Consider the following 21308-nt stretch of genomic DNA (forward strand, 5'->3'; position numbering starts at 1 on the left):
AGGAAATTCCTCATGGGTTCAGGGCACCAGGACGGCGCGGCCGGTTATGAGCCCGCGTTCCAGTCGGTCGAGGGCCGTGCGACCGTCCGCCAGGTCGAAGCGTTCGGTTTCGACGGTCAGCCGACCCGACTGGGCCAGGGCAACGGAGTTGATCAGGTCGGATTTGGTACCGCCGTAGGACTTTCGGATCGAAGCGCCCCACGGCCAGCCCGGGCCGCCCGCCGGTCCGGCCGTGATTTCCGGTGCGCCACCGCCTAGCCCGATCATGCGATAGGCGCCGTTGGGGGCAACCGATTCCACCGCCAGCCTGGCGGTCGCATCGACACCGACGAAGTCGAAAACGGCGTCGGCACCGCGGCCATCGGTGCGGTCCAGGATTTCGCGCGCGGTATCGGCGCCGCAGAGCAGGCCCTCGGCCGCACCGCAGCGCGCGGCCAGAGCGAGTTTGTCCGCGCTCACGTCGACGGCGATCACGTGCGTCGCGCTGGTCGCGGTCAGGATCTGCACCGCCACATGACCGAGTCCGCCGATGCCGATGACCACCGCGACCGACCCGGGATACAACTGTTCGCGCGCGCCATTGATGGCGTGATAGCTGGACAGTGCCGCATCGGCCAGCGGCGCGGCCTGCAGGAAATCCAGCTCACCGATGGGCACGAAAGAGCTCGCGGGGATGCGGATGTACTCCGCCATCCCACCGTCGGGACCGAGTCCGGGACACGGCGGCATGGCGGTGCGACCGGCGGCGACGCACACATTCTCATTGCCGCTCACACACTCTCGGCAGACACCGCACGACCAGCACAGATAGACGATGCCGCGTTCACCGACCACCCGAGCTTCGACAGCACTGCCGACCGTCTCGATGGTGCCCGCCACCTCGTGCCCCAGCGTCAGCGGATCCTCGCGCAGCTTGAACGGAATCTGCAGCACATGCAGATCGGAATGACAGATACCTGCCGCACCGACGCGCAGCAGCAGATCGGTCGGTCCGATCGCGGGCACCGCGACCTTGCGCAGTTCGAGCACACCCGGCTCGGTGAGCTGCAATGCGCGCATCATGAGCGCACCACCGAAAACACCGCGCGCAGATAGGCATTCGCACGATCGGAGCCGATGAGTCCCGGCGCCATCTTGTTCATGGTGTAGGCGAAGGTGACGCGATGATCGAGATCGTTGACCACGATGGCGCCGCCGAATCCGGCCCACCAGCAGACCTTCCCGTCGGGAACCTCCGGCGCGGTCTGCGCCTGTGGCAGCCCGTAACCGAGGCCGAAGCGCAGCGGCAGCAGCAGCGCCAGATCCGCGCCGTCGGACTGCTGTTCGAAGATCAAATCAATGGTCTTCTCCGACAACAACCTTCGCCCACCCAGCTCACCACCGCAGGCGACCAGCGACTGTACCGCCGCCACCGAATGCGCATTGCCGTGCCCGTTCACCGCACCGATCTCGGCCTCCCGCCACGCGGCACTATTGGCCTCCGGAATATCGAGCAGCGGACTGGTCAGCGTCTTGACCAGGATGCTGTCCTGGTCGAGCGCGGCCATATCGAATTCCAGCAGCGGCGGCGGGACGAGCGGTGCGATGCGGTGGTGATTCTCGGGGGCGGTGCCGATATGGAAATCGGCATTCAGCGGTCCGGCGAGCTCCTCGGCGAAAAACTGGCCAAGGGTGCGGCCGGTAACTCGACGGATCACCTCGCCGATCAGATGTCCGTAGTTCAGCGCGTGATAGCCCGACGCGGTGCCCGGCTCCCACCACGGCGGTTGGGTCGCCAGCCGTGCGCTCGCCGCCTCGATGTCGTAGATATCGGCCAGCTCGATCGGCCGCTCCCAACCCGAGACACCGGAGGTGTGGCCGAGCAAATGACGAATCTCGATGTCGCCCTTGCCATTCGCGGCGAATTCCGGCCAATAGTGTGCGACCTTCTGCTGCACATCCAGCTCACCCCGGTCCACCAGCAGCAGCGCCGACAGCGCGGTCATGGTCTTGCTGATGGAGAAGACATTGACCAGGGTGTCCTCGGTCCACGGCGCGGTCCGCTCGAGATCACGGTGCCCGCCCCAGATATCGACGACCGGTTCGCCGTCGACGGTCACGCAGATCGATGCGCCGAGTTCCTCGCCCGAGGCGAGCTGGTTCGCTAATTCCGTTCGCACACCGACGAATTCGTCCGCGCAGAATCCTGATGTCGTCATCGGGTGACCCTCACGCGTTCTCGAGCACTCTGGCGGGCACCGGCAGGGCATTGCCCGCGGCGGCGGCGCGCTTCGCGCCCCTTGCCATTTCCCGGTTCATATCGCGCACATAAGGCTCGAACTCGACCTGGATGGTGTGCCGTGGCGAGTGGTAATACCGTCCGGTGCGGCGCTGTTCGGCCGCCGCGATCTCGGCATTCATCTGCTCCTCCGACGGCGGCAGGTATTTGCCCGTCAGATATGCCGCGACCAACTTGCTCTGCTGTTCGGCGAAATTCACCAGCGTCGGCAGCGGTTGGGCCAGACCGAGATAGAACAGATTGTCCACACCCGGCTTGATCATCTGCTTGAACAGCGGGATGCGATTCTGCTCGTCCGGCACCAGCCGCGGATCGGAGAAGAACGGGAAGCTGATGTGATAGCCGGTGGCGCAGACGATGACGTCCACCTCCTCGGTGCTGCCGTCGGCGAAGCGCACCCGCGGCCCCTCCAGCGCGGTAATGGCCGGTTTGAAGGCGATATCGCCGCAGCCCGCGCGGTGCAGGAACTCCTCACTTGCCGATGGATGCGCCTCGAACGGTTTGTGATCCGGTTTCGGCAATCCGTAGAACTCCATATCGCCGCGGAACTTGCGCACGAAGCGCTGCTTGAGCTTCAGGCTGACCTTGCGCGGAATCCACGGCGGCACACTCTGCTTGTCGCCGACCTTGCCGTTCACATACTTCGGCAGCACCCAGACCCCGCGGCGCGCGGAAACGATGAGCTTCTCGGCGACGAAGCGCTGCGACAATTCCGAGGCGATATCCAGGCCGGAGTTGCCCATGCCGACCACCACGATCTTCTTACCGCGCATATCCACCGGATCGAACGGATCGTTGTAGGCATGGCTGTGCATCAGCACACCGTCGAATTCGCCGGGATAGTCCGGGACGCGCGGATCCCAGTGGTGGCCGTTGCAGACGATCAGCGCGTCGTAGGCCCGGGTGCGGCCATCGCTCGCGGTGACCAGCCAGCTGCCGTCGTCCTGCCGCTCGGCCGCGGTGACCTTGGTATTGAACAGGATCTTGTCGCGGAAGCCGAAATGGTCGACGTAATCCTTGAAGTACTGGAACAGCTGCGAATGGTGCGGGAAGTCGGGCCATTCCGCGGGCGCCGGATAATCCTCGAAGGCGAGCCGGAACTTGCTGGTATCGATATGCAGCGACTGGTAGCAGGCCGACATGCCGTTGGGATTCTTGAAATACCAATTGCCGCCGACCTCATCGCTCGCCTCGAAGACCTCGAAGGGAATATCGAAGTCCTGCAGGCGTTTTGCGGCGGTGATTCCGGAGGGGCCCGCGCCGATGACGCATACCCGGGGCAGATTGCTGTGAGTCAATTCCGTAGTCCTCGTCCGAAGGATTGCCGTCACCTGGGCGGCACCGGATCCGGTGCGGCGAACCATCCCGCGCCGCCTGCGGCACGTGGAGTGACGTAGGCAACAAATTAGCACTGACTAGACGAAGTGTCTAGTGAATGACATGATGTCTACCATGCCGACCAAGTCGAATCCGCCCGGACTGAGCCTGCGCGACGAACAGAAGCTGCAGACCCGCGCCAGACTGATCGACGGCGCCAAGGCGCTGTTCATCGAACGCGGTTATGCGGCGGTGCGGGTCGACGACATCGCCGCCGCCGTCGGGTGCAGCCGCGCCACCTTCTACCTGCACTTCAGCGGCAAGCTCGAGATCCTGCGCGCCATTGCCGAGCAGAGCACCGCGCCGACCGCACTGCACTTCTACGAGGATCTGGACCGGGTGCTCGACACCGGATCCCGCGCGGAATTCGTGGACTGGGTGACCCGCGCCATCGCCTGGTTCCACGAATACAAGGACCTGCTGCCCGCCTGGGACGAGGCCACCGCGCTGGAGCCGGAATTCCGCGACATCGCCCGCCGCGGCATCCTGGCCCTGCCCAATGCCATGACCTCCTATCTGGCGCGGTGGCCCGAAAGCCGCCGTGACGAGGCCCGGCTACGCGTGGAACTCCTTGTCGCCCAACTGGAACGCTTCTTCACCCGCTGGGCCATGCAGGGCACCATCGATGTCTCCGCCGACCAGGCCGCCGAAGTCCTCACCGACATCTGGTTCCCGGCTTTGCAAGCCCCCGCCTAGCGGCGGCCGCGGAAGGTGCGGCGCAGGTCCTCGGTCCAGAGGTCCGGGATTTCCCAGGGGATGAAGTGGCCGCCCTGGTCGTGGGCGGTCAGGTTGACGTGGTTGTACCAGGGGCCGCGATCGCTGGCGCGGAAGTGCTCGACGCGGTCGGCGGTGCTGACGCCGGGTGGATTCTCGTAGCCGACGAAGGTGATCCCGGTGGGGGCCTCGATGACGGGGTGGCGGTCGTGCGACGGGGTCCAGGGGTAGCGATTGTTATTGGCGTAGGTGCGGATCGAGGTGCCGATGGAATTTGTGGCCCAGAAGATCATCGCGTGGGTGAGCAGATCGTCCTTGGTGAAGACGGTTTCGATATCGCCGCCGTCGTCACTCCATTTCATCCAGCGCTGGAGTATCCAGGCGAGCATCCCCGCGGGTGAATCGGACAGGCCGAAGGCCAGGGTGCTCGGTTCGAGGACGTGCGCCGCGAGGTGGACGCCGAAACGGTGCTCCAGCTCGATGATTCGGGCATAGACAGCATCGGGCAGGCCGTCCGGAATGGGACGCCCGCCGCTGATATCCCAGGCTCGGTCGCCCTCGAACAATGTCAACTTCTGGCCCGAACCGATGTGGATGGCGTACAGCTCATCGGCGTATTTGTGGCCGAGCTGACCGGTGACCATCGCGCCGACATCGCACCCCGCCGCCGCGTACCTGGTGTAGCCGAGGGTTTGGGTCATGAGGGTGTGCCAGAGGTCGGCGACCTTCCAGAAGTTCATATCCGGATGCTTCGGCAGCGGACTGGAGAAACCGAAACCGGGGAAGGACGGCACGATCACATCGAAGGCATCGGCGGGATCGCCGCCATGAGCACCGGGATCGGCGAGCGGATCGATGACCTTGGCCCAGTGCCAGAATGTCCACGGCCAGCCGTGGGTGAGGATCAGCGGTATCGGATCGGGGCCGACACCGGGTTTGCGTAGGAAATGCACCGGAACGCCATCGACGTCGACCAGGTAGTTGTCATAGGCGTTGATCGCGGCTTCGGCCTTGCGCCAGTCGAATTCGTGCTGCCAGTATTCGACGAGCTCTTGCAGGTAGCGACGATCTATGCCGTAGTACCCGTCGTCATTGCCCGCATCCTCGGGCCAGCGCGTCAGTGCGAGTCGCTGCCGCAGATCGGCGAGCACCGCATCGGGTACGTGAATCGGCGTCGGCTGAAGTGGGAACGGGTCGGCGTGGCGCAATGCTCTCTCCTACAACCGCTTCGCGAATCTCGGATGCCCCGACCGTAACACCGGCGAAATCGCGAGCGGAAAGTCACGCCTCGGGCGGTGCGTCCTTATCGGGCGCCTCGGCATCCACCTTGGTCGGCACCGCGACCGGCCGCAACAACACCCAAGCCAGGAACGCGACCGCCACCGCTCCCATCCCGAGACCAGCCCAGATATTCACATTCACCCCGCCGGTCTTGGCCTCCTCGGCACCGGTGTCGTGCACCAGCCCGGTCACGACCAGAATGACGGCGTAACTGCCGAGCAGCGCGCCGACAATGGTGCGGATATCGAAAAGCATCGACTGGCCTCCTTATCCGACGATGATATTCAGTGCGATGACCAGGATCAGCGCGATCCCGGCGAGCAGCACCGGCCGTTGATACCAGGGCAGATTCGCCTCGTCCGGATCGTGGCGCAGTCGCTTCGGCGTCTCCGAATACACCAGCCCGACCAGCTCGGCAGCCGGTTTCGACCGCGTCACCTGGGTGACCGCGACGCTGACGACGATATCCACCACGAATGCCACACCGGCCGCGACGAAACTCGAACCCTGACCGGACAATTCGAAGACATCGGTCTTGTGCAGGATGAAAATTACAATGGCCGAGGCGGTTCCGAAGACCAGCCCCATCCAACCCGCCGTCGGCGTCATCCGCTTCCAGAACATGCCGAGAATGAAGGTCGCGAAAAGCGGTGCGTTGAAGAAGCTGAACAGCGTCTGCAGATAATCCATCATATTGCTGAAATTGCTTGCGATGAAGGCGGTTCCGATCGCCGCGACGGTAGCGCCGACCGTGGCAAGGCGACCGACGTTCAGGTAATACCCGTCCGGCCGGTCCCGCCGCACATACTGTTGCCACAGGTCATAGCTGAACACGGTATTGAAGGCGGAGATATTGGCAGCCATACCCGCCATGAATGCCGCGAGCAATCCGGCGAGCCCGACGCCGAGCAGCCCGTTCGGCAGCACGTCCTTCATCAGATACAGCAGCGCCTGGTTGTAGGTGACATCACCGGAGTAGTTCGGATCGGCCGTCACCGCCGCCTTGTACTCGCTCATCTGCGGCACCAGTACCGCGCTGATCATGCCGGGAATCACCACGATCAACGGAATGAACATCTTCGGATACGCGCCGATGATCGGCGTGCGTCGGGCGGCGGAAATGGAATGCGTCGCCAGCGCGCGCTGCACCTCGACGAAGTTGGTGGTCCAGTAACCGAACGAGAGCACGAATCCGAGCCCGAAGACAATGCCGACCACCGAAAGGAAGTCGTCGGAGAACCCGCTGAGCGCATTGCCCGGCCAGGAATCCAACTGCGCGCCACCGCCGGGCGATGCGCTCACCTTGTCGCGCAGCCCATCCCAGCCACCGGCCTTGTGCAGGCCGACCAGCGTCAGCGGCAACAGCGCGGCGACGATCACGAAGAACTGCAACACCTCGTTGTAGATCGCCGCGGACAATCCACCGAGGGTGATATAGGAAAGCACGATGGCCGCGGCGACGATCACCGAAACCCATAGCGGCCAACCCAGCAGCACATTCAGAATCGAACCGAGCAGATACAGATTCACCCCGGCAATGAGCACCTGCGCGATCGCGAAGCTCAACGCGTTCACCAGATGTGCGCCGGTACCGAAGCGCCGCCGCATGAATTCCGGCACACTGCGCACCTTGGAGCCGTAGTAGAACGGCATCATCACCACGCCGAGGAACAGCATGGCGGGCACCGCGCCGATCCAGAAATAGTGGAAGGTGGGGAAGCCGTATTCGGCGCCATTGGCCGACATGCCCATGATCTCGACCGCGCCCAGATTCGCGGAGATGAAGGCGAGGCCGGTAACCCAGGCGGGCAGCGAACGTCCGGACAGGAAGAAATCGATACTGGACGAGACCCGCTGTCTGGCCAGCAGACCGATGCCTAGTACGAACACGAAATACAGTGCTACCAGCGCATAGTCGACGGGCTGCGCGTCCAGGCGCAGGGTCGTCTCGGCTTGTACCGATACGGCATTCAGCGCCGATGGGAAAGCGGTCGAATCGGCAAGCGGCACAGCGGCGTCCCTCCAGGCGATGAAACCGGGCGTCTCGCGTTCTACTTTGCGTGATTGTGCCGTACCCGCGCGGCACAATCACGCACAAAAGCTGGACAGTTGGTCAGACGATGCGGTGCGCACCCGCATCGGGCACGACGACGAAGGTGCGCGGTGCCTGGAAACCCGATCGCGCGAACCGATCTCGCACCGCGTCCGCCACCGACGCGGTGTCGTCCCGATCGACCAGCGCGATCACGCTGCCGCCGAACCCGCCGCCGACCATGCGCGCGCCGTGCGCTCCGGCGTCGAGCGCGGCGGATACCGCGGCATCCAGTGCCGGAGTCGAAACCTCGAAATCGTCGCGCAGTGACTCGTGCGCCGCGGTCAGGATCGGCCCGATCTCGCGCGGATCCGCACCACCTCGCAACTTTTCGGCAACCATGAGCACTCGGGCATTCTCGGTCACCACATGTCGTGCTCGGCGCCGCAGCACCGCATCGTCGATGCGGTCCACGGCCGCCGCCGATTCGATATCGCGCAGCGCGGGCACGTCGAGTGCCGCTGCGGCCGCCTCACATTGGGCGCGCCGCCGCGCGTAACCACCGTCGATCAGTGCGTGCGGCTGTCCGGTATCGATCACCAACAGCTGCAGTCCGAACCGATCGAGATCGAAGGGAATCTGTTCGTGCGCGCCGCCGTCGTGCGCGACCAATCGACGCACATCCAGGAACAGCGCATGTCCGGCCGTGCACAGAATCGATGCGGACTGATCGAGCAGTCCGGTCGGCACCCCCGCGTAGTCGTTCTCGGCGGCGTGGGCCAGATCGATCAACTCACGGTCGGTGATAGTGGGCGCGAACAGATCTCGCAGCGCGACCGCCACCGCACACGACAGCGCCGCGGAGGAGGACAATCCAGCGCCGATCGGCACCGCACCGTCCAGCTCCAGATCGACGGCCGCGCGCACGTATCCACGCCGCGCGAATTCGGACACAACGCCCAGCGGATATCGCGACCATCCGGGCACCCGATCCCGTTCGGCGGCAAGCTCCTTCACCGCGACCAGTACCGTCTCGCCCGGCCGCTGCCGCGAGACCACCCGGACCCGCCCGTCGGTTCGCGCCTCCGCCCGACACTCGACTACCAGCGGCAATGCGATGGGCAGCACGAAACCGTCGTTGTAGTCGGTGTGTTCACCGATGATGTTGACCCGCCCCGGCGCCACCCACTTCGGCACGAATTTCCTCACTTCGTCGCATTGCCACGCCCACGCACCTCATCCCAGCAACCCTGGGCACCACACCCTACGAGACACGCCGCCGGAGCACGTCTTTCGGCCCGCGCGGATGCGTGATCGATCGTCTTGACGCACAGTCGAATTTGACGCAATACCGGCCTAAAAAATCCGGCCGATGGTTTCGGGAGGGCATTATGATTCTGACAACCCCACGCGGCGGCCTACTCGGGCTGCAGTGGATCGATCGACTACTCCCGCCCATGGGCAGGCCGGATCGCGGCGATCAGCGTGACTCCGGAGCTCCACTGACGATCGAGATCGGCGCGGCGACGGGGGTTGGCCCGACTGCTATGTCGGCCTTCGATGCGGCACTGCGTGACCTGGGAGTAGGTGATGCCAACTTGATCCGCCTGTCATCGGTCATCCCACCGCGCGCCGTCCTGGCTCGCACCACCCGCGCGCGCAAGCCGATTCGCTGGGGCGATCGGCTCTACTGCGTCTACGCCGCGCAGCATGCGAATGCGGTGGGCGAGCGCGCGGGCGCGGGCATCGGTTGGGTGCTGCGCGAGGACGGTTCCGGCGCCGGGCTTTTCGTCGAGCACGAGGCCGAGACGGCCACGCAGGTCGCGAGGTTGATTCGCGCGAGTTTGACCGATATGACCCGGAACCGGCCGCAGCGTTTCGGGCCGATCCAGCTGTGCACCACCGAAGCCCGCTCCGATGGCACGCCGACCTGCGCACTGGTGCTCGCGGCGTACCACACGACACCGTGGGGACGACCATGACAGCACTGCGCAGCGATTCGATGGGGCGGGCGACACTGCCCGAACTCACGGTCACCATCGAATCGACCATTCCGGACGACCGGATCGACATGTTCCACCTGCTGTACGAGGAGGCCTTCGGACCCCTGCGCACCAAGGCCATTGCCAGACAGGTGCTGCACCGGTCGGAATTCCGCGCGGAGATGATCGACCCGCGGGTGGTCAAACATGTGGCGCGCACCGCGACCGGCGAACCCATCGGGGTGACGACTTTGACCAAACATCTCGAGACCGTCCCGTGGATCAGTCCGGAGTATTTCGCCGCCCGCTATCCCGAACATGCGGCGCGTGATGCGATCTACTACGCGGGTTTCACCCTTGTTGCGCCAAGTGCCCGACAAGGGGCCGCATTCCATGCCATGATCAAATCAGTTGTCCAGGTATTGGTGGCCGAGCGCGCGGCGGTCGGTTGGGACATCTGCTCGTATAACAACACTCGGTTTTCCTTCGCCGACAGCATTCGAGCGGTGCTCGATGAGCAGGAGGCGGACGTCGAAGTCGCGGTAGAGGATTCCCAAACCTACTACGCGGCGCGGTTCACTGGGGATGGAGCGACCAAGGGGGGCTGATGACCGTCAGCGAAGAGCAGCCGACCACCATTCGGCACCGCCTCGAAATGCGGTGGTGCACAGTCCTTCTCGCGCTGACCGCAGTCGGCTTCGCGGTACTGCTCCGCATTGATGTCCGGCCGTTGTCGCTGCTCACCATGGCCGCCGTGGTGCTCGGCGCGCTCACCATGATCTGTATCGGCCTGCGGCGATATCGTCCCGAGCGGCCGCTGCCCTGGTACCTGCTCTCGGCGTCGGCCGTGCTGTTCGCCGCGGGTACGGCCACCCGCGAGATCGACCGCCACGGGCTGCATCCGATCGACGACCTGTTCACTCTCGCAGGCTATTTCGGCACCGGCGTGGCCGCGGCGCTGTGGTTGCGCCCGCGCCAGGTCCGGCCCAACTACGATCTGCTGCTCGACTCGGCGCTCATCGGTCTCGGCGCACTGCTCGCTTCGTGGACCTTCCTGATCTCACCGATCCTGCAGTCGCACGACACCACGGCGAACACCCTGGTGGCCGCCACCTATCCGGTGCTCGACGCGCTGCTGCTGACCCTGGTCGCGCATTCGATGGCGACCGCGACTCGATCGGAGACCTCACTGCGCCTGCTGCACGTCGGGTTGATCGCAGTGCTGATCGGCGATTTCGGGTACAGCCTCGATGCCGTCGGTCGCGCGCCCGTCGCGCACGAGCTCCTGCTGGTACCGCTGCTGGTGGCCTATCCGATCGTCGGCATCGCGGCACTGCATCCGACCATGGCGAGCCTCGGTGCGCCCCGGCGCATTCACCCGCACCATGCACGGCAGCGGGCCAGCTTCATCGCGGTCGCGTTGATCGTGGCCTCGCTGATTCCGGTGGTCGGTTCCAGTCTGGACACTCTCGATCGGGTGGTGGTCTCGTCATTGTGTGCGCTGCTGCTCATCGGGGTGCTGGTGCGCAGCGAACGCGCGATCGTCCGCAGTGCGCGCAGTGAACGGCGTGCGCAGTACCAGGCCGATCACGACATGCTCACCGGATTGCTGAACCGGGCCGCGCTGCTGCGCGCGTTGAATCGCAATCGAGAGCACTGGATCGAGCAGCCGCTGTGTCTGCTGTTCATCGATCTCGACGGCTTCAAGATGGTCAACGACAGCTACGGCCACGCGGTCGGCGACGAGCTGATCGCCAATGCGGCATCCCGGATCCGGCACATCATCCGGCGCGACGATGTGGTGGCCCGCTACGGTGGCGACGAATTCGTGGTGCTGGCCCCGCTGGACCGACAGGAGGCGGCCATGCTCGCGGAGCGACTACTCGGCGCCTTCGTTCGGCCGTTCGAGCTGAGCGCGGGCGAAATTCCGATCACCGCGAGCGTCGGCCTGGCCTGCGGCAGCCCGCGCAGCTCCGACGACACCATCTACGACCTCATCCGGGACGCGGATTCGGCGATGTACCACGCGAAGGAGTACTCGCTCGGCTACGCCTTCCACGACGATCTGCGCCACGGTGCGGAGCCGCGCAGCACTGACGCACGCTACAGCAGTGCCGACTCGGGACGCCGGATCTGGCGCCCGAGCGGCAGGTCGCGCAATGCGAGCGGCAAGTCCGCCAGCACTGCGGTCTGATCCGTCGAGCGGTGCGCGCTGTTGAGCACCACAAGCTGTTCGATCGAACCCTGCGGTCTGGTCCGTCTCGGCACCGCGACCTAGTCGGACAGTTCCTCGAGAAGTCGCCGCGCTTCCTCTAACTCGGCCTGTAACTGCTGCACCTTGGACTCCTGGACCACCCGGGCCGCCTCCAGGATTCCGGCAACCACCTCGGCCACCTCCGGATGCAGCACCTTGGCCGCCTGCGCCACCGCGGAACTCGTCACCGGCAGACCGCGCACGGTCTTCTTCTTGCCGCTGACCACATCGACCGACCATTCGCCGTCCGCGGTACCGGTGAGCGTCACCGTGACCTCCGGCGCCTTGGCTTTGCTCCGCGCGGCGGGCGCCTTCGCCGCGGGCTTGGCGGTGTTCGCTGGTGTCGCGGATTTGGCCGGTTCCGCCGCCGGGGCAACGGGTTTCGAGGCCGGGGCGGGCGGGGTGGGGCTCGGGGCGGGTGTCGCGGTGCTCGTCAAGGTCGACGGCTGGGTCACGGTGGATTCCTTCCTGGTTGTCGACTTCGGCTGGGCAGAGCTTGTGGTTGCCGCCTTATCCCGCGGCGGCTTGGTCAACGTGACTTCGGTCGGAGAAAAGGACAGTACATCCTTCGATCCGGTCGGCTTGACCCGCAGGAAGTCACTCTCGGATCGATCACCGATCTCGACCACCTTGCCGGAGCGCCCCTCCGGCACGCCCACCGCGGCCGCGGTGAACCACACCATCGGCGGGCGACCGCCAGCGATGTCCGTGGCGATCTGCTGAATCTCAGTGTCCGACAACGGCTGTGGTTTCGTTCGTGGGGACGGCATGGTGCACTCCGAGCGGTATTCGTGGATGGCTGCGTGCACAGATGATGCCGCACACCACCGACACATTCACAAGCCACCACCGAATCCACCCGACATCCCGCAACCTTCCAAACCTCAGCGAACACGCAGCAACGCCATGTGGCGGGTAATCGGGCAGTCACCGGTATTCGAGTTCGGCGATTCCTGCAATCGTTCTGTGCCGAGCGCAGGACGTTTCCAGCGTTATCGAGCGCCCCGCCCGGTTGTGACCGGGTGGGGCGCTCGTATTCGGTTGTGCGGCAGTCGTTCACGACCGGACGCGGATTGGTGATAACTGCCGGGGCCCCTCACGCCCCGGCAATTTCCGTTGGTGCGTCCCGCGCCGCGACATCGCTGCGCGGCACGTGAATCGGTGTGCGGGAACATCCGCGGCACTAGGCCGTCGTGCGCTCGCCCACGACTAGACCGACGATGACGTCGACGGCGAGGAAGGCGAGCAGGCTCAGTCCGACCAGCGGTGCGAACCAGCCGACGACCAGTGCGGCCGCCACGATGGGCGCGGCCAGCCACGGCGAGGTCCGGCGCAATACACCGCGACGCGGTGCGCGTCCGATGGCGAACCGTGAAGCACCGCGGGTCGGCCGCCGCTTCCACCACATCAGGTACCCGAGCACGAGCACGGCGATCAGCCCGATCATCACCGCGAGCAGCAGCAACTGGTTGAGCAGCCCGAACATCAGGCCCATGTGGAATTGGATGCCCCAGTTGGTCAGCTTGGCCATGATCGGCCAGTCGGCGTAGGCGAGCTTGTCGGTGACCGTGCCGGTCGCGCCGTCGACGGCGACCGAATCGACGGTGTAGGTGCCGGACATGCGCCGTTCCTTCACCGCGAACGCGACACCGGGCTCGGCGGGAATGGCGATCTCGGAGCCCTGGGTTATCCCATTGGCGCGGGCCGCGGCATAAACCCCGTCGAGCTGGGCGATCCGGGTCGGGACATCGACCGGCGCGGCCGTATGGCCGCCGCCGTGGTGCTCGCCTCCGGCGTGTTCCTGCGTGGCCGCACCCGGCAGTGCGGTGCTCACGGCAGGCGTGGTCCAGCTGAACTGCTCGCGCAGTTCGGTGATGTTCTCGCCAGCATAGGTCGACCAGGTCATCCCGGTCGCGGACAGCAGAAGGATCACCGGCATGATCCAAATGCCAACGGCCCCATGCCAATTCATCGAACGACCACGGCCGTGCTGGGAACCGTCCGGTGCCAGCAGCCAGGCAGGAGAGTTGCGATTACGGCGTCCGCGCACCCGCCGGATCCACAGCACCAGACCGGCCAGCGCCACGACCCACAGCCAGGACGCGGCGATTTCGCTGTAGATGCGTCCCGGTTCGCCCAGGTGCAGATCCCGGTGCAGCCTGTCGATCCAGGTGCGCATCGGGAGCGCCCCCGAACTGCCGTAGACCACATCGCTGCCGACCGGCTGCGCGGTGTACGGATTCACGAAGACCGCGCGCCGTTCGGATTCGCCGAGAGACGGGTCGTCGAACAGCACGCGGGTGGTGTCATCGGCCTCGGGTGCCGGTGCCACCGCGACCAGCTTCGGATTCGGCTGGGTGGCCACGGCTGCGCTGACCTGTTCGGACAGCGGCCGCATCTCGCCATTCGCCTCGACCTTCAACAGGTCGTGAGAGGTAATCGATTCCAGGGTCGGGGAGATGGCGTAGAGCGCTCCCGTGACCGCGGCGATCAGGATGAACGGTGCGACGAAGATGCCCGCATAGAAATGCAAGCGCATCGCGAGGGGATAGAGGCCGTTGCGCGACCGTTTTTCCTTTGCCGGAGTCGAGGATTCGGCATCCGGCGGACTGGTGTCCGTAATACTCATGATTCTTCGTTTCTGGAGTTCGGGGGGAACCCGGAAGATCGTCGACCGTCCGTGATCGGCGGAATCCGCTGCAGGCCGTCAAACTCCGAAATTCGTGACGGACAGTGGATCCCGACATGCACCGGGCGAGAAGCGCCACGCAATAACCCAGGCGAGCCGAACTCGGCAGCAAGGCCGACCGGCAAAATCAAAGGAAATCGATCTCACATGGTCATGTGAAATCACGCCCTCGCAAAGACGCTGCGCGGAAACGACGACGCACGAGCAGAGCTCATGCACCGGGTGAGGAAATCAGTGACCGAACGCCAGCGGCGGGCCGCGCGTGCGCAGCGACTCCGCGGCGAATATGCGCAGGATCACTCGATCGCGATGCGTCGCGCGCAGCGGCACCGGCCCGCGTATCGCGGGCGGGTGATACCGCATCGGCAGCACCCGCGACAGCAGCGCGCATCCGATCCGATACGCGGCCTCGGCACCCCGGATGACCACCGCCGCGAGCACGGCCGCGACGATGTGCGCGGCGACCATACCGGGCGTGAGCTGGGCATCGCCGTGATGCATGTGCCCCGAACTCCAGCCCATGGTGCTGTGTCCGAGCAGCTGACCTGCGACGAGCGCCGACATCAGTCCGATCGAGGTGTCGCGCAGCGGTGCGAGCCCGGCGACCACTGCGCCGACGACCGCGGAGGCGGCGGCGAGCAGCGCGAGCGTGGTGCTGTCCGGCGGCATCCCGCCGGACGCCCACCCGTGTGCCGCAATGGATATCGCACCGGAGATCGAACCGGCGCACGCGCCGCGCACCCGCGCGACGGCGCTGCGATGCCCCGCAGCGGCCGGGCCGAACTCGATACTCACGCGCTGATGATATCCGACGAATTACCCGCCGATTCCCACCCGATCGGCGGTCGGGACACTGCCAGTTTCCAGCTGGAAGAAATGCAAAAGCCGCACACCTACCGAATTCGCAGGTGTGCGGCTCAGCCTCGAATCAGTTCGCGTCGATTTCCATCTCGATCAACGGCTTGCGCAGCAACTTACCGGTCGCATTGCGCGGCAGCTCATCGAGGAAGATCACCTCGCGCGGCACCTTGTACCGCGCCAGATTCGCCTTGACGTAATCCTTGATCTCCTGTGCGTCGCGCTTGCAGTCCGGACCCGGAACCACGAAGGCGCGCAACCGCTTTCCGAATTCGCGATCGTCCACGCCGACCACCGCGGCCTCGAAGATATCGTCGCGCCCGGCGATCAGGTTCTCCACCTCGAGCGGGAAGACGTTCTCGCCGCCGGAGACGATCATGTCGTCGTCGCGGCCGTCGATGTAGAGCAGGCCGTCGGCGTCGAAATGCCCGACGTCACCGCTGGACATCATGCCGTCCACGATCTCCTTGGTGCGGCCGTCGGTGTAGCCGGTGAACGCAAAACCGTTGTCCACGAAGATGGTTCCGGTGATATTCGGCTCGGTGATCGGCTTGCGGTTCTCGTCCAGCAGCACGATCCGGATGCCGACCGGCGCCCTGCCCGCGGTGGTCGGCGCCTTGCGCAGATCCTCCGGGGTCGCCACGGTCATGACCGCGCACTCGGTGGAGCCGTACAGGTTGTAGAGGCTATCGCCGAAGTAGTCGAGGGTGCGGGTGACCACATCGGGTGCGATGGCCGAACCCGCCGCGAAGATCACCTTGATGCTGCGCGGGTCGTACTTGGCCAGTACCTCGTCGCCGAGATCGAGGATGCGCTGCAGCATGGTCGGCACAACGACCAGTGAATCCGCCTGGTAGCGCTGGATATTCGCCAGCGTTTGCTCAGGATCGAACCGGCGCTGCTGGAAGATCACCCGGTTGCCGAGGGCAAGCCCCAGGGTGAACTGAGATAGTCCGGTGCCGTGGAAGATCGGCGCGGCCATGATCATGGTGCCGTTATTGGGCAGCGGCACCCGGTCCACGAACTGCGCCGAGGCGAACGGGCTGACCCGGTCGCGCGGCGCACCCTTCGGCGTGTCGGTGGTGCCGCTGGTCAGGATGACCATGCCGCCGGGCTTCGCGGGCGCGGGCACCGGCGCGGTGGAGCGACCCTGGATCAGCGATTCGATGGTCGGGACCGAAGGATCGACATTGTCCTTCTCGTCCACCCAGGTGAGCACCCGGGGGATCTCGGCCGGGATCGCGCTCATCAGGTCGACGAATTCGCTGTCGTGCAGTACCGCCTTGACGTTCTCGCGCGCGGCCACATCGGCGAACTGCGGTTTCGCGAAGCCGGTATTCATCAGCACCGTGCGCACGCCGAGCTTGCCGGTCGCGAGCAGGCTCAGCACCATGCCGCGGTGATCACGCGCCAGTAGCGCGACGACGTCACCGGGCTTGATTCCCTTCGCTTCGAGCCCACGGGCCAGGGCGCTGGACTGCTCGTTGAGCTGGCCGAAGCTCACCTCACCGCGCTCGTCGACGATGGCCGCCGCATCCGGTCTGGTCTGCGCCGCGTGCATGACGACACCGGCGAACGGGCCGAATTTGAGTACGTTGAACGCGGACCGCGCCGCGTGATCGGGTCGGAGCGGATTGAACAAGTGCCGCTTGACCATGACATTCACGCCCTGGGCGAAATCGCCCGCTTTCCGGACGGAGTCATTCAACGCAGGCAGGGATAGGGACATTCGTCAACGCCTTCCGCAGTCCACCCACCGGGACCGGGGGTGGTGTGGACCGCAACTTCGGGATCCAGTGCTGCCGCTAACAATAGCAAGCATCTGTGACTCGCTGTGTCACGTATCTCAGTTGTCCCGATGTGGTGGCGCTACCGCCCAGGTCTAAGCCTTGACTTCGTACTCCACCAGCACTCGGCGCAGCAGCTTCCCGGTGGTGTTGCGGGGCAGATCGTCGAGGAAGACGACCTCGCGCGGCACCTTGTACCGCGCCAGATTCTCCTTGACGTAGGCCTTGATCTCCTCGCCGTCGGGGGTGTGACCGTCCTCGGGAACCACGAAGGCGCGCAGCCGCTTACCGAATTCCACATCATCGACGCCGACGACCGCCGCGTCGAACACATCCGGCCGTTCCAGCAGCAGGTTCTCCACCTCCTGCGGGAAGACGTTCTCGCCGCCGGAGACGATCATGTCGTCGTCGCGGCCGTCCACCATCAGCAGGCCGTGCTCGTCGAAATGGCCGACATCGCCGCTGGACATATAGCCGTCGATGATCTGCTTATGCCTGCCGTCGGTGTAGCCCTCGAACGGCGCACCGCTGCGGACGAAGATGCGCGCGGTGGTGTTGATCGCGCTGACCCGCTTGTCGTTGTCATCGTAGAGCCGGACCTCGCAGGTGATCGGTGCGCGGCCGACGGTGCCGGGTGCGATGGCCAGATCGTCCGGGTTCGCGACGGTCGCGACGGCGCATTCGGTCGAGCCGTAGAGGTTGTACAGGACCGGGCCGAAGATCTGCGTGGCCTTGACGCACAACTCCGGCGAGAGCGCCGAACCCGCAAGCAGAATGCATTTCAGCGAGGTGGTGTCGTATTTGGCGCGGATCTCCGGTGCCAGTTCGGTCATTCGGTGCAGCATGGTCGGCACCGCGACAAGCATTTCGGCCTTGTGATCGGCCACCATCTTCAGCGTGGCCTCGGCGTCGAAGCGGCGGCGCACCACCACTTTATTGCTCATCGCCGAGGCGACCAGGTAGGTGCCGAGTCCGGTGCTGTGGAAGATCGGCGACACGATGACCTGAGTTCCCCTGACCGGGAACGGAATTCGATCCACCATCTGCGCGGTGGCCAGCGGGGTCACCTTGCTGCGCGGTGCGCCCTTCGGCAGGCCGGTGGTGCCGCTGGTGAGGATGACGAACCCGCCCGGCTTGGACGGCGCTGGCAGATCCGCGGTCGAGTTGGCGGCGATGAGATCGTCGAGAGTTTTTGCGCCCTCGGGCAATTCGGTGCCCTCGTCGACCCAGGTGAGGTAGCGCGGCAGATTCGGCGGCAGTGCGTCGAGCAGACCGAGGAATTCGCTGTCGTGCAGGACCGCCTTGACCTTCTCGCGCTCACAGACCTCGGCGAACTGTGGTTTGGCGAAGCCGGTATTCATCAGCGCGACCCGCACACCGAGCTTGCCCGCCGCTGCCATGGCCAAGATGAGGCCGCGATGGTCGCGGGCCAGCACACCGATCACGGACCCCTCGGTCAGATTCGCCTGTCGCAGCCCGCGCGCGATGGCGGTCGACTGCTCGTCCAGTTGCCGGTAGGTCAGTTCGCCGCGCTCGTCGACCAGCGCGGGGGCATCGGGCACGACTCGAGCCGAATGCCGGATCAAGGTCGCCTGCGGTCCGTAGACCTTCGATTCCCGCACCGTCCGCAAGGTTTCCAGCGGCTTCGTGGGATCGCTGACCCCGCGCGCCCGCAATACCCCGAATGCCTTCACAACCTCCAGCGCATGCGCCAACTTCATCGTCGACCACCTCTACAACAACTCGCATCGGCACACGCCCAAGCGATCTGAACCACCGTCCTGTCTCACCAACCGTATCAGCGCTATGACCCACATCACACAACTCCGCCGAGGCGGGCTGGACAGATGATCATGTGGAAGCCATGGCGGCAAAACGCGAGGAGCCCTCACCACCGGTGTCACCTGATCTTGATCGTCTGCCGGGGACCAGCACAAAGCCCGGCACGGGGTCCGTGCCGGGCTTTGGGGCGGGGGGTTAGTTGTAGATGGAGCCGAAGGAGGGGACTGAGATGGTCGCGAGTTTGTACTCGAAACCGTCGGGGTGGGCGTCGCTGACGGGGACGGACCAGCGGTGCCAGAGCGTGCCGTAGACAGCGCCGACGACCAGGCCGCTACCGATGTCGAGCGGGCGGGTGCGGATGGTGGTGTCGACCACGGCGTCATTGTGCTCGGAGAGCACCTCGGTGCCGCTGCGGCCATTGGACAGATTGATCCACAGGACCTGGAGCTTGGCCCCGGTCTGATCCGGTGCGATCGTGCCCGGTCCACCGAAGAAGCCGAATCGGAACCCGTCGTAACCGAGGGCGACACCGGACCCGTAGACGCCCGGCCCGTCACCGCGTCCGATATCGGATTGCGCCGGGATCTGGAACGGCTGTGCGGGCAATGCCACCTGGGTGGCGACCTGCCCGGATGTCAGCAGCCGGTCCACGGCCTGTTCGGCGGCGGGATTGCCGCTGGCGGCCTTACGCAATTGCTGTGTGGCCGCATTCCAATCGATCGTCGTCGGCTCGGCCACGGCATGACCGGCGAAGACGGCGACGAATGCGGTGCTTGCCGCGATTGCGGCGGTGAAGCGACGTATCAAACCCAGCCTGTGCATAACCAGTCTCCTGTTGGGATTCTTGGTACTGCTCGATGGAATTCGTCCGCTGAATATCAGCTCGCCAAGATACCGTGCGTCACTTCACCACTTACGGCGGGTGTCTCCAGAGCGATCGCGGGGCCGAGATGCGTCCATGCCCCACGGCCCGGAAACCAGGAAAACCGGCGCGCCGCACCCGCACCGGTTTCCCTTGCAGCACTTGCTATTTCAGTTCGGCGCTGGTCTTGCCGAGGATGCGGCGCGCCACGATGAGCTGCTGGATCTGCTGGGTGCCTTCGAAGATGTCGAGGATCTTCGAGTCACGGCCCCACTTTTCGAGCAGCGTGCGCTGCGAATAGCCGATTGTGCCCGCGAGTTCCACGGCCTTGAGGGTGATGTCGGTGCCCGTGCGGCCCGCCTTGGCCTTGGACATCGAGGCCTCCAACGAGTTCGGTTTCTTATTGTCCGCCATCCACGCCGCGCGCAGCGACAGCAGGTACGCGGCCTCGTAATCGGCCTCCATCCGCAGGAATTCGGCGGCGGCCGCGGGCTGGTTATTGGCCGGGATGTCGTAGGACGGCTCGATGCCCGCATCCTTCAGAATGGCGCGCAGCTCTTCCAGTGCCGCCCGCGCGACACCGACCGCCATCGCGGCCACCAGGGGACGGGTGTTGTCGAAGGTCTGCATGACCCCGGCAAAACCCTTCTCCACGTTGACTTCCGGGCTGCCGAGAATGTTGTCTTTCGGAATCCGGCAGTCCTGCAACAGCAGTACGGCGGTGTCGGAGGCCTTGATGCCGAGCTTGTGCTCGAGCCGGGCCACCGAAAGTCCGGGAGCGTCGCGCGGCACGACGAACGACTTGATCGCCGCGCGGCCCAGGCTGCGGTCCACCGATGCCCACACCACGATGTGGGTGGAGCGCTGACCCGCGGTCACGAAGATCTTCTCGCCGTTGAGGACCCACTCGTCGCCGTCGAGTACGGCGGTGGTGGTGACGGCGGCCGAGTCGGAGCCGAAGGACGGTTCGGTGATGGCCATCGAGGCCCACACCTTGCCGAAGCGCTTCAGCTGCTCATCGGTGGCGACGGCCGCGATGGCCGCATTGCCCAGACCCTGGTACGGGATCGACAGCATCAGGCCGACGTCGCCCCACGAGGTCTCCAGCGCGTTCAGCAGCGCGGACATATTGCCGCCGTTGGAGTTTCCGAGCAGTTCGGTGGCGTGCTCGTCCGTATCGGAACGGCCACCGGCCGCGCCGCCGATCTTCTGGGTGCCGGAGTCGGCGAGGCCTTCGACCATGGCGGCCATGGTGTCCAGCTCGACCGGGTAGTCGTGCTCAGCGAGATCGTACTTGCGCGAGATCGGCCGGAAGATTTCCTGGGCGACCTGATGGGCCTGGTTGGCGCTGGCCCGCAGCTTCTTGGGGAGTTCGAGATTGATCATGGTGATGTCTCCTGGAAGTAAGGAAC

Annotated in this window: 18 protein-coding genes; 4 read left to right on the forward strand and 14 right to left on the reverse strand. The window is 65.3% G+C overall.

Features of this window, described 5'->3' with window-relative positions; all coding sequences use genetic code 11:
- Positions 1-18 precede the first annotated feature (18 nt).
- From NA5_RS10610 to NA5_RS10620, 3 genes are read right to left on the reverse strand one after another with little or no spacing between them, the layout of a single operon-like run.
- Complete coding sequence (locus NA5_RS10610; RefSeq protein ID WP_062984561.1) at positions 19-1059, reverse strand: NAD(P)-dependent alcohol dehydrogenase; 1041 nt, start codon at positions 1057-1059, stop codon at positions 19-21.
- Entirely contained in the window at positions 1059-2198 is a 1140-nt protein-coding gene (locus NA5_RS10615) for a serine hydrolase domain-containing protein (RefSeq protein ID WP_062984563.1), read from the reverse strand. The genes NA5_RS10610 and NA5_RS10615 overlap by 1 nt, the downstream gene beginning before the upstream one ends.
- Positions 2199-2208: 10 nt before the next feature.
- Positions 2209-3576, reverse strand: a complete 1368-nt coding sequence (locus NA5_RS10620; protein WP_245672187.1) for a flavin-containing monooxygenase — start codon at positions 3574-3576, stop codon at positions 2209-2211.
- A gap of 154 nt (positions 3577-3730) precedes the next feature.
- On the opposite strand from NA5_RS10620, the gene NA5_RS10625 reads away from it, so the two are divergent.
- Positions 3731-4351, forward strand: a complete 621-nt coding sequence (locus NA5_RS10625) for a TetR/AcrR family transcriptional regulator (RefSeq protein ID WP_084484027.1) — start codon at positions 3731-3733, stop codon at positions 4349-4351.
- Here the strand turns inward: NA5_RS10625 and NA5_RS10630 are convergent.
- The 4 genes from NA5_RS10630 to galK all read right to left on the reverse strand — a co-directional run bounded on the left by NA5_RS10630 (position 4348) and on the right by galK (position 8879).
- Positions 4348-5577: an epoxide hydrolase family protein gene (locus NA5_RS10630; RefSeq protein ID WP_062984569.1), complete on the reverse strand. Its 1230-nt coding sequence runs from the start codon at positions 5575-5577 to the stop codon at positions 4348-4350. The genes NA5_RS10625 and NA5_RS10630 overlap by 4 nt on opposite strands.
- A gap of 73 nt (positions 5578-5650) precedes the next feature.
- Complete coding sequence (locus NA5_RS10635) at positions 5651-5905, reverse strand: hypothetical protein (RefSeq protein WP_062984571.1); 255 nt, start codon at positions 5903-5905, stop codon at positions 5651-5653.
- Between the two features lie 12 nt (positions 5906-5917).
- Positions 5918-7624, reverse strand: a complete 1707-nt coding sequence (locus NA5_RS10640) for a sodium:solute symporter family protein (RefSeq protein WP_062984683.1) — start codon at positions 7622-7624, stop codon at positions 5918-5920.
- Positions 7625-7763: 139 nt separating this feature from the next.
- On the reverse strand, positions 7764-8879 hold the full coding sequence (gene galK, locus NA5_RS10645; RefSeq protein WP_084484039.1) for a galactokinase: 1116 nt from the start codon (positions 8877-8879) through the stop codon (positions 7764-7766).
- A gap of 194 nt (positions 8880-9073) precedes the next feature.
- On the opposite strand from galK, the gene NA5_RS10650 reads away from it, so the two are divergent.
- From NA5_RS10650 to NA5_RS10660, 3 genes are read left to right on the forward strand one after another with little or no spacing between them, the layout of a single operon-like run.
- Positions 9074-9664, forward strand: a complete 591-nt coding sequence (locus NA5_RS10650; RefSeq protein WP_245672188.1) for a pyruvoyl-dependent arginine decarboxylase — start codon at positions 9074-9076, stop codon at positions 9662-9664.
- The gene (locus tag NA5_RS10655; protein WP_062984573.1) at positions 9661-10272 is read left to right on the forward strand and encodes a polysaccharide deacetylase family protein; all 612 of its coding nucleotides are present in this window, start codon (positions 9661-9663) and stop codon (positions 10270-10272) included. The genes NA5_RS10650 and NA5_RS10655 overlap by 4 nt, the downstream gene beginning before the upstream one ends.
- Positions 10272-11858 carry a GGDEF domain-containing protein gene (locus NA5_RS10660; RefSeq protein WP_084484028.1) on the forward strand — a complete coding sequence of 529 codons (1587 nt, stop codon included), beginning with the start codon at positions 10272-10274 and terminating at the stop codon, positions 11856-11858. Before NA5_RS10655 ends, NA5_RS10660 begins: the two co-directional genes overlap by 1 nt.
- Positions 11859-11938: 80 nt before the next feature.
- On the opposite strand, the gene NA5_RS10665 is transcribed toward NA5_RS10660, so the two are convergent.
- The 7 genes from NA5_RS10665 to NA5_RS10695 form a co-directional block, all read right to left on the reverse strand.
- Positions 11939-12754 (reverse strand): DUF6319 family protein, encoded by an 816-nt coding sequence (locus tag NA5_RS10665; protein WP_307188873.1) that lies wholly within the window; start codon positions 12752-12754, stop codon positions 11939-11941.
- Positions 12755-13101: 347 nt separating this feature from the next.
- Complete coding sequence (locus NA5_RS10670) at positions 13102-14547, reverse strand: PepSY-associated TM helix domain-containing protein (protein ID WP_062984575.1); 1446 nt, start codon at positions 14545-14547, stop codon at positions 13102-13104.
- A 291-nt stretch (positions 14548-14838) separates the two neighbouring features.
- On the reverse strand, positions 14839-15402 hold the full coding sequence (locus NA5_RS10675) for a hypothetical protein (protein WP_062984578.1): 564 nt from the start codon (positions 15400-15402) through the stop codon (positions 14839-14841).
- Positions 15403-15535: 133 nt separating this feature from the next.
- The gene (locus NA5_RS10680) at positions 15536-17194 is read right to left on the reverse strand and encodes an acyl-CoA synthetase (RefSeq protein WP_062984580.1); all 1659 of its coding nucleotides are present in this window, start codon (positions 17192-17194) and stop codon (positions 15536-15538) included.
- A 153-nt stretch (positions 17195-17347) separates the two neighbouring features.
- A complete protein-coding gene (locus NA5_RS10685; RefSeq protein WP_062984583.1) occupies positions 17348-18973 on the reverse strand; it encodes an acyl-CoA synthetase in 1626 nt (541 codons plus the stop codon).
- Between the two features lie 256 nt (positions 18974-19229).
- Positions 19230-19856 (reverse strand): hypothetical protein, encoded by a 627-nt coding sequence (locus tag NA5_RS10690; protein ID WP_062984584.1) that lies wholly within the window; start codon positions 19854-19856, stop codon positions 19230-19232.
- Positions 19857-20061: 205 nt separating this feature from the next.
- Positions 20062-21282, reverse strand: a complete 1221-nt coding sequence (locus NA5_RS10695) for an acyl-CoA dehydrogenase family protein (RefSeq protein WP_062984586.1) — start codon at positions 21280-21282, stop codon at positions 20062-20064.
- Between the last annotated feature and the right edge of the window lie 26 nt (positions 21283-21308).

The sequence above is a fragment of the Nocardia anaemiae NBRC 100462 genome, from assembly GCF_001612725.1.
Classification (GTDB): domain Bacteria; phylum Actinomycetota; class Actinomycetes; order Mycobacteriales; family Mycobacteriaceae; genus Nocardia; species Nocardia anaemiae.